This is a genomic window from Pseudomonas sp. S3_A03 (assembly GCF_054668275.1).
The window spans coordinates 5,388,431-5,401,384 of the sequence record NZ_CP162753.1 but is presented as its reverse complement, the minus strand read 5'-3'; the positions used below and the strand labels follow the sequence as shown (position 1 = coordinate 5,401,384).

The window sequence follows — 12,954 nt, the reverse complement described above, 5'->3', positions numbered from 1 at the left end:
GACTACTCCTTGGCCGCTAGATTGACCACACGGTTGGAGCGATCCACCGGGCGCACTTGCTGGCCCTCGTGGAGCACGTGCACGCCCGCCGCGACTACCCAGTCGGTGGGGGTCAGGCCTTCCAGCACCGGGACGGTTTTTTCGCCGAACGCGCCGATACGCACCGGCACGCGCTTGAGGGTGTTGTCCGGCTGCACACGCCAAACGTAGGACGCGCCATTCTCCGCGCTGAGGGCCGACAACGGCACCGACAGTGGAATAACACCGTCGGCCTGGATAAATACGCGGGCGCTCTGGCCCAGTTCCGCCGGCACCTTGCCACCGGTGAACGCAACGCGTGCAGCAAACGTGCGCGACTTGGGATCGGCAGCCGGTGACAGCTCACGAATGCGCCCGGCAAAGCGCTGGTCCGGCTGGCTCCACAACTCCACCGCCACCGGCTGGCCGATCTTGAAGCGGCCAAACCCCTGCTCCGGCAGGCTGATCAGGACCTCCCGCTCGCCATCGGTGGCCAGGGTGAACACGGTTTGCCCGGCGGACACCACCTGGCCGACTTCCACCGCACGTTTGGCAACCACACCGTCCTGCGGCGCACGAAGCACGGCATAACCGGCCTGGTTGCTGGCCACATCGAACTCGGCCTTGATCTGCTTGAGGCGCGCTTCACCGGATCGGTAGAGGTTTTCGGAATTGTCGTACTGCGAACGGCTGACCATCTGACGGTCCATCAGGGTTTTGTAGCGGTCACGTTCAGCGCGCACCAGGCTCAGGTTGGCCTCGGCGGCGGCCACTTGGGCACGGGTGGCTTCCAATTGCAGGCGCACGTCCTGGGGGTCGAGTTCCGCCAGGGCTTGGTTGGCCTTGACGCGCTCGCCCTCTTCCACCAACCGTTTGCTGACTTTGCCGCCGATGCGAAAGGCCAGGTCCGGTTCATAGCGGGCACGTACTTCGCCGGGGTAGCTGTCCGTCGACTGCGCCGATGGCTGCGGCTGCACCACCATGGCCGGGCGGACGGTGGTCTGGGCCGCTTCTTCATGGCCGCAGGCGGCCAATAGGAAGACCAGGCTGACAGGCAACGCAAGGGGCAGGAAAGTACTGCGCATGCTGAAGGACCTTTCGCAAATGGAGCTAGGAATAATTATACTGGCCAGTATGTTATTAATACCAAACTCACCAGTCCAGTATTAAAGGTGAAAATGTCCGACAATCCATTGAACACCAACAGCCCCGGGCGCCCCAAGGACATGGCAAAACGCCAGGCGATCCTCGAAGCAGCGAAATTTCTGTTTTTGAGTCATGGTTACGCCAACACCAGCATGGATGCCGTGGCCCTTGAAGCCGGCGTATCGAAACTGACCGTCTACAGCCACTTCACCGACAAAGAGACGCTATTCACCGCCGCCGTCGTGGCCAAGTGCGAAGAGCAATTACCGGTCATGTACTTCGAGCTGCCCGACGGCATGCCCGTCAAGACGGTGCTGTTGAACATCGCACGGGGCTTTCATCGCCTGATCAACAGTGAGGAGTCGGTCAACCTGCATCGCCTGATGATGACCACCGGCAATCAGGACGCGAAACTGTCGCGGATCTTTTTCGAAGCCGGCCCGATGCGCATGCTGCAAGGCATGGAGCGCCTGCTCGGTAAGATCGACCAAAGCGGCGCCCTGAGCATCGACAAACCCTTTAAGGCCGCCGAGCACTTTTTTTGCCTGCTCAAGGGCACGGCGAATTTCTGCTTGCTGTATGGCTGCGGCGGGCAACTGACTGAAGAAGCCGCCGAAGCGCATGTGCAGGACGTGGTGGGGTTGTTTATGCGGGCCTACAGGCCTTGAACATCAAGGCTTGAGCGCTTTCTTCGGATAGATGTCATAGCGGCTGGACTTGCCATCCAGCGCATGGCTCGGCTTGGGCCCTTCGATGCAGGGCGCCTTGCGTGGGCGCTTGACCACCACGCGGTGGCTGGCCAGGGCCAGTGCCGCGGCCAACAGGGCCGGCGCGTCCGGATCATCGCCCACCAACGGCCGGAACAGGCGCATTTCTTTCTTCACCAGGGCAGTTTTCTCACGATGAGGGAACATGGGGTCGAGGTAGATAACCTGCGGCGGCTCGCCTTCCCAATGACGCATCACCTCGATGGAGTTGCCCTTGAGCAGCTTCATGCGTGCCACGATGGGCGCCACTTCGAAATCCTCCGCGCCGCGCGCCAGGCCGTCTTCAAGCAAGGCGCCGATCAGCGGCTGGCGTTCGATCAGGCTCATGTCGCAACCGAGGCTGGCCAGTACGAACGCATCCTTGCCCAGGCCGGCCGTGGCATCCAGTACGCGTGGGCGCACGCCTTGGGCAACGCCAACGGCCTTGGCGATCATCTGCCCGCTGCCGCCACCGTATAAACGCCGGTGCGCGGCGCCACCCTCGACAAAGTCCACACGCACCGGCCCCGGTGCGTCAGGCCCGAGCTGTTGCAGTTGCAGGCCATGTTCCCCGACCTGCAGGGAAAACTCCGCATCCGCGAGCTGTAAAGGCAGACCAAGCAACGAAGCCCATTGCTCGGCGCGAGCCTGGAAACCTTCGGCCAAAGCCTCGACCTGGATGCGGCTGGCCGCTGGATGTTCGCTCATCAATCGCTACGCTCAAAAATATTAAGGATCGGCAAACAACGGCCGATAAAAATCACAGTCAGGTATTTTGCCAGAGCTGAGCGTCGACCGAAAAAAATGTCAGACATTCTCCCCCTAACCATCGGTGTACTGCCGACCCACAACCACTACGGCCTGCGCAATACCCAAGCGCTGGCCGGGGTGAGCCATGTGTGGCAGGACTTCTTCGCCCGCGCGTTGGCCGAGCAGCTTGGCGATACGCCAGGCGTGCCGGCTGCCCAGGCGTCGGCTGCGATGGACCCGGCGGTAGAACCCAGCGAAGGCGCCGACCTGCTGGCGCAGATCCTCACCCAGCGTGAGTGCGACGTGAAAGACACCATCATCGCCCCGCCTGAGCCGCTGTTCCTGCCCATCGCCGAATTCGACACCGAGTTGCTGCCACCGGCCGCCACGCCATTCCCGCAAGAAGAGATCGTCGCCCAGCAACGCCAGCAGAATTTTGAAAGCGGTTGGGTACGCCCCATCGTGCTGAGCGCCGGCCAGCCATTGCCCGAGCCAGGCCCGGCGCCGCAACCACGCCCATTGCATCTGCCGATTGCCGAGTTCGAGCTGGACCTGCTGCCACCTCCCGCCACGCCGTACCCGACCGAGGAGCTGCTGGCGCAACAACAGGCCCTGGACTTTGACTACCATTGGGCACGCCCGCTGGTCACCCAGAACCTGCGCCTGGCCGCCTGACCTTCAGCGACACACCCACCAGGGGCCCATGTCCAGGTGGAAATGGTTGCGGTGCGCGGCGTTGTAGTCTGGCCCCAACACCACGTTGAAATCATCGCAGGCGCTGTCGCGTACCTGTCGCAGGAAGCGCGCCTTGTCGCCCTCCCCCGGCCATTCCTTGAGCACGCTGATGCTGCGCCCATCCGCCAGGCGAAACCCGGCGATATCCAAGGCGTTGGCCGAGGCATGCTGGCTCAGCCGCCCTTCGGCACGGTTATACATGTTGCGACAGGCAAAACTGCCCAAATGATCGACCCGCGTCACCGCCTGGCCAAATATCGCCTGGGCCGCCGGTTGCAGGCTGTGACGCTCGAACAGGGCGAACGCCACGGCCAACGGGCAACTGGCGAGAAAGCTGCCGCTCAAGCCGACCGCCGCGCCCTGCACGCGCAAGGTATTGCGCAAGGGACAGGCAACGTCGGCGGGCGTATCAGCTTGATGGCTCACATGCAGGCCGGAAGTTTCCAGCACCTGTTCGCACAACGCGGGGTCATTTGCCAGACGCCCCAGTTTGTAGCGGGTCAGCAGGTTGGGGGTGGCGCGTACATCCAGCGGCGCCCAGGGGTTCCATTGATCCGGTACCGGCACCCAGCCGCGCCAGACCCCAACGGCAACAACGCCGCCGAGCACCAGCAGCGCCCCCATGACGTTGAAAAAACGCACGGCTTAACCTTTGAAGAACTGGTTGGCCCGGCTGAACGGCATCGAGCGCTCGGTAAAACTGAATGTGCCCAACTCATAAACCTCCTGAGCCGCGCGATAAAACTCGCCATAGGCCGCCAGCGCCATTGCCGAACCGACACTGATGCGCTTGACGCCCATCGCGTTCAATTGCGCCACGCTGAGTTTGAGCCCGCCGGACATCAACACATTCACCGGTTTGGGCGCCACAGCCTTGACCACCGCCAGCACTTCCTCGGCACTGCGCAAGCCGGGCGCATACAGCACGTCGGCACCGGCCTCGGCGTAGGCTTGCAGGCGGCGAACAGTGTCGGGCAAATCCAGGCGGCCATGCAGGAGGTTTTCCGCACGGGCGGTCAGGGTGAAGGGGAATGGCAGGCTGTGGGCAGCCGCGACAGCAGCTTCCACACGTTCAACAGAGAGGTCGAAGGAATAGATCGGGTCGGCGGCAACACCCGTGGCATCTTCGATCGAGCCGCCGACAATGCCGGTGGCCGCGGCACGCAGGATGGTGCGGGCGCAGTCATCGGGGGCGTCGCCGAAGCCGTTTTCCAGATCGGCCGCTACCGGCAACGCGGTGGCGTTGGCGATCATCGAGGCATTGAGCAAGGTATCTTCCAGGGACAGCGCGCCTTCCGCGTCCGGGCGCCCCAGGCTGAACGCATAGCCGGCACTGGTGGTGGCCAACGCTTCGAAACCCAGGCTGGCCAGCATCACGGCGGAGCCGGCGTCCCATGGGTTGGGCATGACGAACGCACGGTCACGCTCGTGCAGGGCCTTGAAGGTTTCGGCGCGAAGGGTTTGAGCATCCATGTCTGGCTCCTGGCGGAAAAAGGAGCCTAGAGTAACCCCAGTTGTTCCACTTCGGGAGTGCGATTGAGCGTAGGCAGCGCCGGCAGGCCGGGTAGGCGCTCGCGCAGTTTTTCGTGGAACCGCAGCGCCAGTTGCGCGGCCAGGCGGTTGTCGGAGGTGTGCAGGAACACATAGGGTGTGCGGCCCTCTTCGATCCAACCGGCGATTTTTTCTACCCAGGGAACCAGGAAGGGGTCATTCGCCTCAAGCTCGGGGTGGCCGATAAACCGCACCTGCGGAAACAGCGTCAGCGCGGCCGGACGCGGCGGCACCTTGGGCTTTTTTGATTGGGCATGCAGCACCGCCGCCGAGGTCGAGGTGCAACTGAACAGTGCACGTGGGTCGAGGCAGATGCGTTCCACACCACGGTCACGCAGCAAACGGTTGAGCATGCGTTCGGCATCGCCCTTGGCGAAGAACGCCGGGTGGCGTACTTCCACCGCCATCGGACGCTCCAGGCCCTCAATAAAACCGGCCAGCTCAGCCAGGCGCTGCGGCGAAAAACTCGCCGACAATTGCAGCCACAGCGGTGAAACCCGCTCACCCAGTGGGCTCATCAAGCCAACAAAACTCTGCGCCGCCGGCAATTGCTCACGCAAATCGCCACCATGGCTGATATCACCGGGGAACTTGGCGGTGAAGCGGAAATCTGCGGGCATGATGTCGGCCCAGCGCTGCACCGTGGCGGCCGAGGGGCGGGCATAAAACGTGGTGTTGCCTTCAACCGCGTTGAAGACCTGGGAATACAGCGCAAGGTAATCGCTGGAGTGAGCATCGGCGGGGTACAGGTACTCGCGCCAGGCGTTTTCACTCCAGGACGGGCAACCGAGGTAGTAAGGCAGACGCATCAGATATGGATGTCGAGGCCCAGCACTTCCATATCCCATTCGACAAAGCTGGCGGTGGTCAGGTAACTGGCCAGGGCAGTGGCAACGCTTTTGCTCATGGAGCGCGGGAAGATCATGTCTTGCTGACGGGCTGGAAGGCCGCTGATGCGTGCTTGAGAACTGGCCTGCGCGTCGGACTGCACTTCGATGAAATCCGGCGAATCCTCGACGGAGTCGTCCACCGTGGCGTTTGCCTTACGCGGCTTACGCTTGATTGGGTACGACTGTGAGGAAAATCCATCAATACGCATGGGCGCGAACTCGCTATCAGTGATGGCATTTTGGCAGCACTGTCCGTTGTGCGCAAATGCTCTGGTGATAACTAGAACACATAATTTGAAAAAGGTTTAAAAACGGGGGCAAATTCTGACGATTGGCGACTTTTGCCCCAAATTGCCATCATTTTTGGCGTCAAATAATTCCTCGTTCCGCCTTGGTCTGCGCGACTTTATCGCGCAGGTAAACCGGTGCCGCCTGATCAGCAGCAATCGCCTCGCCCCGCTCAAAAGCAAAGCGTGCCAGCGTCAGCAGGTCTTCGGCGTGAGGCAACATCGTGACGTCCTGGCCAGCCAGTTGCACGCCGATACGCTCGCCATAGCCCCAGCCGGTGCCAGCACCAAACCAGTCACCGCCGGCGCCCTCAGGTAGCACCGAGGACTCGGGGGCTGCACCGCCTCCACCCCCACCAGGCGCATCTCGCCAGCCGTTTCGCGGTAGCAGCCCCAATAGACCTCGTCCATTCGCGCGTCGATGGCTGCGGCCACTTGCAAGGCCCCTTGTTCGCGCAACGCGCGCTGGGCCAGCACCGCGAGGTTGGACACCGGCAATACTGGCCGCTCCAGCGCAAACGCCAGGCCCTGCACCACGCCAATGGCGATGCGCACACCGGTGAAGGCACCCGGGCCACGACCAAAGGCGATGGCATCGACGGCGGCCAGGGTGGTGCCCGCGTCTTCCAGCAACTGCTTGATCATCGGCAACAGCTTCTGCGCGTGCAGGCGCGGGATCACCTCGTAGTGGCTGGTTACTTTGCCGTCGTGCAGCAAGGCAACGGAGCAAGCTTCAGTCGCGGTGTCCAGGGCCAGCAGGGTGCTCATCGGTGTGGGTGTCCAAGTCGAAAAAAGTGCGCCAGTATAAACAACAACGGCCCGCAAGCGGGCCGTTGTCTGTGAAGCTGAGCGCAAGGGTTATTTCAGTGCTTCAAGCACCTTGGCAGTAATCGCTTCCACCGAGCCAACGCCAGGAATGTGGCTGTACTTCGGCTTGCCCTGGGCAGCGGACAGCTTCTGGTAGAAGTCCACCAGCGGCTTGGTCTGCGAATGGTAGACCGACAGGCGATGACGCACGGTTTCTTCGGTGTCGTCTTTGCGCTGTACCAGGTCTTCACCGGTGACATCGTCCTTGCCTTCAACCTTTGGCGGGTTGTAGACAACGTGATACACGCGGCCCGAACCTTCGTGAACGCGACGGCCGGCAATGCGCTGAACGATTTCTTCGTCTTCAACGGCGATTTCGACCACGGCGTCCAGCTCGACGCCCGCCTTCACCAGGGCTTCGGCCTGGGGAATGGTGCGTGGGAAACCGTCAAACAGGAAACCGTTCTTGCAGTCTTGCTGGCTGATGCGTTCCTTGACCAGGTTGATGATCAGGTCATCGGAGACCAGGCCGCCGCTGTCCATCACGCTCTTGGCGATCAGGCCCAGCTCGGTGCCGGCCTTTACGGCCGCGCGCAGCATGTCGCCGGTGGAGATTTGTGGAATGCCGAATTTCTCGGTGATGAACTTAGCCTGAGTACCTTTACCGGCCCCGGGAGCTCCCAGCAGAATGACGCGCATCGATGTGCTCCTCAATTTTTTATAGAGATGACGCTCGGATTCGCCGCGTGGGGCCAATCTCGTAAAAATATGGCTCTTAAAAATGTGAGCCGAGGCCGCCCAAACGGCCAAAGGCTGATCAAGATACACAGCAGGCCTTAACCACACAAGCCGCCAAAAGTCGCAGGAACCCGTGCCACGCATGCGCCATAGGTAGGGTGTGCCTGGGTGCAACCCGACCGTTCAAACAACGACCGCCCGTTTCGGGGCAGCCGTCGCGGTTTAGCTGCAAGCCATTGAGAACACGCCGAAAACCTCAACCGGTGTTGCGCAAACCAGCGGCGATACCGGCCACGGAGACCAGCAGCGCCTGTTCCAGAGGGCTGTCCTGTGCCGCTTCCTGCTGGCGCGAACGTGCCAGCAACTCGGCCTGCAACAAGTGCAGCGGGTCGAGGTAGGTGTTGCGCAGGCGGATGAACTCCAGAGTGTCAGGGCTATGGGCCAGCAGTTGCGACTGGCCGGTCAGGCCAAGCACCACGTCGCAGGCCTGCGACAATAGGTCGCGCAAATGCGCACCCAATGGCAACAGGTCGGGCTGCACCAGGCGCTCATCGTATAAACGCGCGATATCGGCATCGGCCTTGGCCAACACCATTTCCAGCATATCGATGCGCGTACGGAAGAACGGCCACTGCTCGCGCATCTGTCCCAGCAGTTCGCCCTCGCCACGCTCCAGGGCCTTGCTCAAGGCGGCTTCCCAGCCCAGCCAGGCGGGCAGCATCAGGCGGGTCTGGGTCCAGCCGAAGATCCACGGGATGGCACGCAGGCTTTCGATACCACCGGCCCGGCGCTTGGCCGGGCGGCTGCCCAACGGCAAACGGCCGAGTTCCTGCTCTGGGGTGGACTGGCGGAAATACTCGACGAATTGCGGGTTTTCCCGCACCACGGCGCGGTAGGCGCTGACACCGTCCGCGGCCAATTCGTCCATCAAATGCCGCCAGGCAGGCTCGGGTGGCGGCGGAGGCAACAGCGTCGCCTCCAGCACCGCCGCCAGGTAAAGATTGAGGTTCTGTTCGGCGATGTCCGGCAGGCCGAACTTGAAGCGGATCATTTCGCCTTGTTCAGTCGTACGGAAACGCCCCGCCACCGAACCCGGCGGCTGCGACAGAATCGCCGCGTGAGCCGGGCCGCCACCGCGCCCGACGGTGCCGCCGCGACCATGGAACAACAGCAGTTCCACCTGTTGTTCGCGGCAGATGTCCACCAGCCGTTCCTGCGCCCGATATTGCGCCCAGGCGGCGGCGGTGGTGCCGGCATCCTTGGCCGAGTCGGAGTAGCCGATCATCACTTCCTGCGGCCCCTGCAACCGCGCGCGGTAACCCGGCAGCAGCAACAATCGCTCGATCACGGGGCCGGCGTTATCCAGGTCGGCCAGGGTTTCGAACAGCGGCACCACGCGCATCGGCCGTTGCACGCCCGACTCTTTAAGCAACAGTTGCACCGCCAGCACATCCGAGGCGGCGCCGGCCATGGAGATGACGTAGGAGCCCAACGAGGCGGCCGGTGCGGCAGCGATCTCCTTGCAGGTATTCAATACTTCAGCGGTATCCGCCGACGGTTTGAAATAACCCGGCAGCAGCGGACGACGGTTGGCCAGTTCCTTCATCAGGAAGCTGATGCGTGCGTCTTCGTCCCAGTCCTCATAGCGGCCCAGGCCCAGGTAATCGGTGATTTCAGTCATTGCCGCGCAATGGCGACTGGAATCCTGTCGCACGTCCAGGCGCACCAGGAACAAGCCAAACGTCACGGCCCGGCGCAGGCAATCGAGCAACGGGCCATCGGCGATCACCCCCATGCCGCATTCATGCAGCGACTGGTAGCACAGCTCCAGCGGCTCCAACAGATCGCGGTTGTTCTGCAACACTTCAGCCGGTGCCGGCGTACTGCTGCCCAACGCGGTATGGGCCCACTGGCGCGTGGCGCGCAGGCGTTCGCGCAGTTGCTTGAGCAAGGCGCGGTAGGGCTCGACGCTGTCGCCGACCTTGGCCTGCAATGCCGGGCTGGCTTTTTGCATCGACAGTTCGGACGCCAGGTGATCGATATCGCGCAGGTACAAATCGGCGGCCATCCAGCGCGCCAGCAACAACACTTCGCGCGTCACCGGTGCGGTCACGTTCGGGTTGCCATCACGGTCGCCGCCCATCCAGGACGCAAACCGGATCGGCGCGGCCTCAAGCGGCAGGCGCAGGCCGGTGGCGGCGTGCAAGGCCTGGTCAGCCTTGCGCAAATAATTGGGGATGGCGTGCCACAACGAATGCTCGATGACGGCAAAGCCCCACTTGGCTTCGTCCACCGGGGTGGGCCGGGTGCGGCGGATTTCTTCGGTGTGCCAGGCTTCGGCGATCAACCGTTGCAGGCGCTGGCGGATCTGTTCGCGCTCGGCCGTGGTGAGGTCGCGGTGGTCCTGCAGCGCCAATTGCGCGGCGATGGCATCGTATTTCTGGATCAGGGTGCGGCGCGCCACTTCGGTGGGGTGGGCGGTGAGGACCAGTTCGATCTCCAGGCGCCCCAATTGACGGGCCAGGGACTCGTTGCTGTGACCTTCGCTTTGCAGGCGCGCCAGCAGTTGCGGCAACACCCGAGACTCGAACGGCGCCGGTTGCGACTCATCGCGGCGGTGAATCAACTGGTACTGTTCGGCGATATTGGCCAGGTTGAGAAACTGGTTGAACGCCCGGGCCACCGGCAGCAGTTCGTCTTCCTGCAATTGGTTGAGGCTGCTGCTCAGTTCATCGCCGGCGCCGCGGCGGTCGGCCTTGGCGCCTTTACGGATCTGCTCGATCTTGTCGAGAAAATCAGCGCCGTACTGCTCTCGAATGGTGTTGCCCAGCAGTTCACCCAGCAGGTGAACATCCTCACGCAAGCGTGCATCGATATCACTCATCAGCCAATCTCCAGCCAGAAATCCGGGACGCGCAGGTGTGTCAGAGTGCCGCCAGCCTCGTTTTATGACAAGACTTTAAACCTTGCGGCGTGCAGCTAGTCTCACTGTTGAGTCGTCGCGTTTATCCACGCGGGCGACTGGTCACTCATCACCGCCCGCTATCGTGGGTTTTATTGAGGTTGCCATGAAAATTCGAGAACTGGCCCAGCATTGGGAAGAGAACGCCAAGGGTCGCCTGACCAAGACCGAGTACGCGATCCACCTGGATGTAGAAGCTGCCGCGCGGCTGGCGGCCATCGCCGAAATGTATCCCAAGCGCCACCCCGAAGAACTGCTCGGCGAGCTGATCGGCGCCGCCCTTGAAGAGTTGGAAGCCAGCTTTCCCTATATCAAGGGCCAGCACGTCATCGCCACCGATGAGGAAGGCGATCCGCTGTACGAAGACGTCGGCCCTACCCCGCGCTTTCTCACCTTGTCACGGCGTTACCTGCACGATATGGCTGCCGGCGCCGACAAACCCAAGCACTGATAAAACCCCGCCACACCCTTTTACGCCGGGCCTTGGTAAAGGCCCGGCGTACCGCTGCGCCTGCCGAAAGTTCCAAGTTTTTACGCTGACCATTCAGTCAGATATTTTTTTAGGCAAATCGCCATCTTCTCTGAACTATTCAAAAAAGCCGCCAGTCACAGCCAGTAAGCCATCACTTGGAACGGTCGTTTAAAAGGGCACCATGAGCGTTACCGTCGAGCCCTGAACCGTTGACCCACAGCGATGGATTTTGAAGTTTTTTAGGAGTTATCCAATGGAGTTGAAGACGATGAAGACCAGCACTGCCAAATCCACGTTTAACCACTTGCGCGGGCTCAAATTGGCCGCGCTGGCAATCGGCACCAGCTTCGTTTTGGCTGGCTGCGCCGGCAACCCTCCGACCGAGCAATACGCGGTGACTCAATCGGCGGTCAACAGCGCTGTGAGCGCCGGCGGCACTGAGTACGCGGCCGTAGAAATGAAGTCGGCCCAAGACAAGCTCAAGCAAGCTGAACTGGCTATGCATGACAAAAACTACGATGAAGCCCGTCGCCTGGCTGAACAAGCCGAGTGGGACGCTCGCGTTGCAGAGCGCAAAGCCCAGGCCGCCAAGGCTGAGCAGGCCGTGAAGGATTCCCAGAAGGCTGTTGACGAGCTGCGTAAGGAAGGCATGCGCCCGGCGGCTATCCAGCAGAAATAAGCCACGCGCCTTGACTGCATCGCACCCGATATCGAATTGAAAGGACGACACGATTATGCGTAAACAATTGATGATCCCTGCCCTGTTGGCGATGAGCGTTGCCCTGGCGGCGTGCTCTACCCCGCCGAACGCGAACCTGGAAAACGCACGAACCAACTTCTCGGCCCTGCAAGCCAACCCGAACGCAACCAAGGTTGCCGCTCTGGAAACCAAGGACGCCCAAGACTGGCTGGACAAGGCCGACAAGGCGTACCGCGACAAGGAAGACCAGAAGAAGGTCGACCAACTGGCCTACCTGACCAACCAGCGGGTTGAAGTAGCCAAAGACACCATCGTGCTGCGCGAGTCCGAAGCCAAGCTGAAAAACGCCGGTGACGAACGCGCCCGCGCCCTTCTGGATGCCCGTGATGCACAGATCAAGCAACTGCAAGACAGCTTGAATGCCAAGCAAACCGATCGCGGCACCCTGGTGACCTTTGGTGATGTGCTGTTCGCCACCAACAAGGCCGACCTCAAATCCAGCGGCCTGGTGAACATCAACAAACTGGCGCAGTTCCTTCAGGAAAACCCTGATCGTCAGGTGATCGTTGAAGGCTACACCGACAGCACTGGCAGCGATGCCTACAACCAGAGCCTGTCGGAGCGTCGCGCCGCGTCGGTGCAGGTCGCGCTGATCAAGATGGGCGTTGACCCGCGCCGCATCGTGACCACCGGTTACGGCAAGGAATACCCGGTTGCCGATAACGGCAGCGTGTCGGGCCGTGCCATGAACCGTCGCGTTGAAGTGACCATTTCCAACGACAACCAGCCGGTCAAGCCACGTTCGTCGATGACGAACTGATTGATCCAGCCTGAAAAAAAACCCACCTGACGGTGGGTTTTTTTGGGTCAGCTCACTATTTGGCGACCGTTGTCACTGTCCGGCATCAGCGCTTCCATACCCTGGCGCCCCGACATCATCTTGCTGATCCGCTCTTGATCCACTTGACCGTCAGCACCGCCACCGCCCTGAGCGCCATCCGAAAGCATCTCCATCAGTTTCTTGAGCACGTCCGGGTCTATTTTTTCCTGGCGCTGGACAGTGCCTTGGGCGGCGTCCTGTCCCAGTCGTTCATGGCCCCTGGCCATTCTCAACATCTTGCCTATGGCAGCGATATCCATCTTTTACTCTCC

Annotated in this window: 14 protein-coding genes and 1 pseudogene; 5 read left to right on the top strand and 10 right to left on the bottom strand. The window is 61.7% G+C overall.

Translation table 11 applies throughout. From position 1 onward, the window contains the following. Positions 1 to 2 precede the first annotated feature (2 nt). Positions 3 to 1,103, bottom strand: coding sequence for an efflux RND transporter periplasmic adaptor subunit (locus AB4O25_RS24865; RefSeq protein WP_065877171.1), 1,101 nt, complete (start codon positions 1,101 to 1,103; stop codon positions 3 to 5). A 93-nt stretch (positions 1,104 to 1,196) separates the two neighbouring features. On the opposite strand from AB4O25_RS24865, the gene AB4O25_RS24860 reads away from it, so the two are divergent. Beyond that, positions 1,197 to 1,832 (top strand): TetR/AcrR family transcriptional regulator, encoded by a 636-nt coding sequence (locus AB4O25_RS24860; protein ID WP_017529720.1) that lies wholly within the window; start codon positions 1,197 to 1,199, stop codon positions 1,830 to 1,832. 3 nt (positions 1,833 to 1,835) lie between these two features. On the opposite strand, the gene AB4O25_RS24855 is transcribed toward AB4O25_RS24860, so the two are convergent. Beyond that, on the bottom strand, positions 1,836 to 2,618 hold the full coding sequence (locus AB4O25_RS24855; protein ID WP_065877172.1) for a class I SAM-dependent methyltransferase: 783 nt from the start codon (positions 2,616 to 2,618) through the stop codon (positions 1,836 to 1,838). Between the two features lie 96 nt (positions 2,619 to 2,714). Here AB4O25_RS24855 and AB4O25_RS24850 point away from each other — a divergent pair, with 96 nt between their 5' ends. Continuing rightward, positions 2,715 to 3,335: a hypothetical protein gene (locus AB4O25_RS24850; protein WP_017529722.1), complete on the top strand. Its 621-nt coding sequence runs from the start codon at positions 2,715 to 2,717 to the stop codon at positions 3,333 to 3,335. A gap of 3 nt (positions 3,336 to 3,338) precedes the next feature. Here the strand turns inward: AB4O25_RS24850 and AB4O25_RS24845 are convergent, their stop codons facing one another. The 7 genes and pseudogenes from AB4O25_RS24845 to ppc all read right to left on the bottom strand — a co-directional run bounded on the left by AB4O25_RS24845 (position 3,339) and on the right by ppc (position 10,552). Next, a complete protein-coding gene (locus AB4O25_RS24845) occupies positions 3,339 to 4,037 on the bottom strand; it encodes an extensin-like domain-containing protein (protein WP_460150103.1) in 699 nt (232 codons plus the stop codon). Positions 4,038 to 4,040: 3 nt separating this feature from the next. Further along, complete coding sequence (locus tag AB4O25_RS24840; RefSeq protein WP_460150102.1) at positions 4,041 to 4,868, bottom strand: isocitrate lyase/PEP mutase family protein; 828 nt, start codon at positions 4,866 to 4,868, stop codon at positions 4,041 to 4,043. 26 nt (positions 4,869 to 4,894) lie between these two features. Continuing rightward, a complete protein-coding gene (locus tag AB4O25_RS24835; protein WP_017529725.1) occupies positions 4,895 to 5,755 on the bottom strand; it encodes a DUF72 domain-containing protein in 861 nt (286 codons plus the stop codon). After that, on the bottom strand, positions 5,755 to 6,045 hold the full coding sequence (locus tag AB4O25_RS24830) for a hypothetical protein (protein WP_017529726.1): 291 nt from the start codon (positions 6,043 to 6,045) through the stop codon (positions 5,755 to 5,757). The genes AB4O25_RS24835 and AB4O25_RS24830 overlap by 1 nt, the downstream gene beginning before the upstream one ends. Before the next feature lie 160 nt (positions 6,046 to 6,205). Further along, positions 6,206 to 6,891 (bottom strand): annotated as a pseudogene (gene tsaB, locus AB4O25_RS24825) (tRNA (adenosine(37)-N6)-threonylcarbamoyltransferase complex dimerization subunit type 1 TsaB). 90 nt (positions 6,892 to 6,981) lie between these two features. After that, complete coding sequence (gene adk, locus AB4O25_RS24820; protein WP_017529728.1) at positions 6,982 to 7,629, bottom strand: adenylate kinase; 648 nt, start codon at positions 7,627 to 7,629, stop codon at positions 6,982 to 6,984. A 295-nt stretch (positions 7,630 to 7,924) separates the two neighbouring features. Then, the gene (gene ppc, locus AB4O25_RS24815) at positions 7,925 to 10,552 is read right to left on the bottom strand and encodes a phosphoenolpyruvate carboxylase (RefSeq protein WP_017529729.1); all 2,628 of its coding nucleotides are present in this window, start codon (positions 10,550 to 10,552) and stop codon (positions 7,925 to 7,927) included. Positions 10,553 to 10,736: 184 nt separating this feature from the next. On the opposite strand from ppc, the gene AB4O25_RS24810 reads away from it, so the two are divergent. The 3 genes from AB4O25_RS24810 (at position 10,737) to AB4O25_RS24800 (ending at position 12,622) form a co-directional block, all read left to right on the top strand. Next, a complete protein-coding gene (locus tag AB4O25_RS24810; protein ID WP_017529730.1) occupies positions 10,737 to 11,081 on the top strand; it encodes a hypothetical protein in 345 nt (114 codons plus the stop codon). Between the two features lie 274 nt (positions 11,082 to 11,355). Continuing rightward, positions 11,356 to 11,781, top strand: coding sequence for a DUF4398 domain-containing protein (locus AB4O25_RS24805; RefSeq protein ID WP_017529731.1), 426 nt, complete (start codon positions 11,356 to 11,358; stop codon positions 11,779 to 11,781). A gap of 55 nt (positions 11,782 to 11,836) precedes the next feature. Then, positions 11,837 to 12,622 (top strand): OmpA family protein, encoded by a 786-nt coding sequence (locus AB4O25_RS24800; RefSeq protein ID WP_017529732.1) that lies wholly within the window; start codon positions 11,837 to 11,839, stop codon positions 12,620 to 12,622. A gap of 47 nt (positions 12,623 to 12,669) precedes the next feature. Here the strand turns inward: AB4O25_RS24800 and AB4O25_RS24795 are convergent, their stop codons facing one another. Continuing rightward, the gene (locus tag AB4O25_RS24795; protein WP_116078341.1) at positions 12,670 to 12,942 is read right to left on the bottom strand and encodes a hypothetical protein; all 273 of its coding nucleotides are present in this window, start codon (positions 12,940 to 12,942) and stop codon (positions 12,670 to 12,672) included. Positions 12,943 to 12,954: the final 12 nt, after the last annotated feature.

Bases quoted from the DNA above. Each gene is read 5' to 3' on its own strand.
- AB4O25_RS24805 (WP_017529731.1), top strand. From the start codon at position 11,356: ATGGAGTTGAAGACGATGAAGACCAGCACTGCCAAATCCACGTTTAAC.
- adk (WP_017529728.1), bottom strand. From the start codon at position 7,629: ATGCGCGTCATTCTGCTGGGAGCTCCCGGGGCCGGTAAAGGTACTCAG.
- AB4O25_RS24835 (WP_017529725.1), bottom strand. From the start codon at position 5,755: ATGCGTCTGCCTTACTACCTCGGTTGCCCGTCCTGGAGTGAAAACGCC.
- AB4O25_RS24850 (WP_017529722.1), top strand. From the start codon at position 2,715: ATGTCAGACATTCTCCCCCTAACCATCGGTGTACTGCCGACCCACAAC.
- AB4O25_RS24840 (WP_460150102.1), bottom strand. From the start codon at position 4,868: ATGGATGCTCAAACCCTTCGCGCCGAAACCTTCAAGGCCCTGCACGAG.
- AB4O25_RS24810 (WP_017529730.1), top strand. From the start codon at position 10,737: ATGAAAATTCGAGAACTGGCCCAGCATTGGGAAGAGAACGCCAAGGGT.
- AB4O25_RS24855 (WP_065877172.1), bottom strand. From the start codon at position 2,618: ATGAGCGAACATCCAGCGGCCAGCCGCATCCAGGTCGAGGCTTTGGCC.
- AB4O25_RS24795 (WP_116078341.1), bottom strand. From the start codon at position 12,942: ATGGATATCGCTGCCATAGGCAAGATGTTGAGAATGGCCAGGGGCCAT.
- AB4O25_RS24860 (WP_017529720.1), top strand. From the start codon at position 1,197: ATGTCCGACAATCCATTGAACACCAACAGCCCCGGGCGCCCCAAGGAC.
- ppc (WP_017529729.1), bottom strand. From the start codon at position 10,552: ATGAGTGATATCGATGCACGCTTGCGTGAGGATGTTCACCTGCTGGGT.
- AB4O25_RS24865 (WP_065877171.1), bottom strand. From the start codon at position 1,103: ATGCGCAGTACTTTCCTGCCCCTTGCGTTGCCTGTCAGCCTGGTCTTC.
- AB4O25_RS24830 (WP_017529726.1), bottom strand. From the start codon at position 6,045: ATGCGTATTGATGGATTTTCCTCACAGTCGTACCCAATCAAGCGTAAG.
- AB4O25_RS24800 (WP_017529732.1), top strand. From the start codon at position 11,837: ATGCGTAAACAATTGATGATCCCTGCCCTGTTGGCGATGAGCGTTGCC.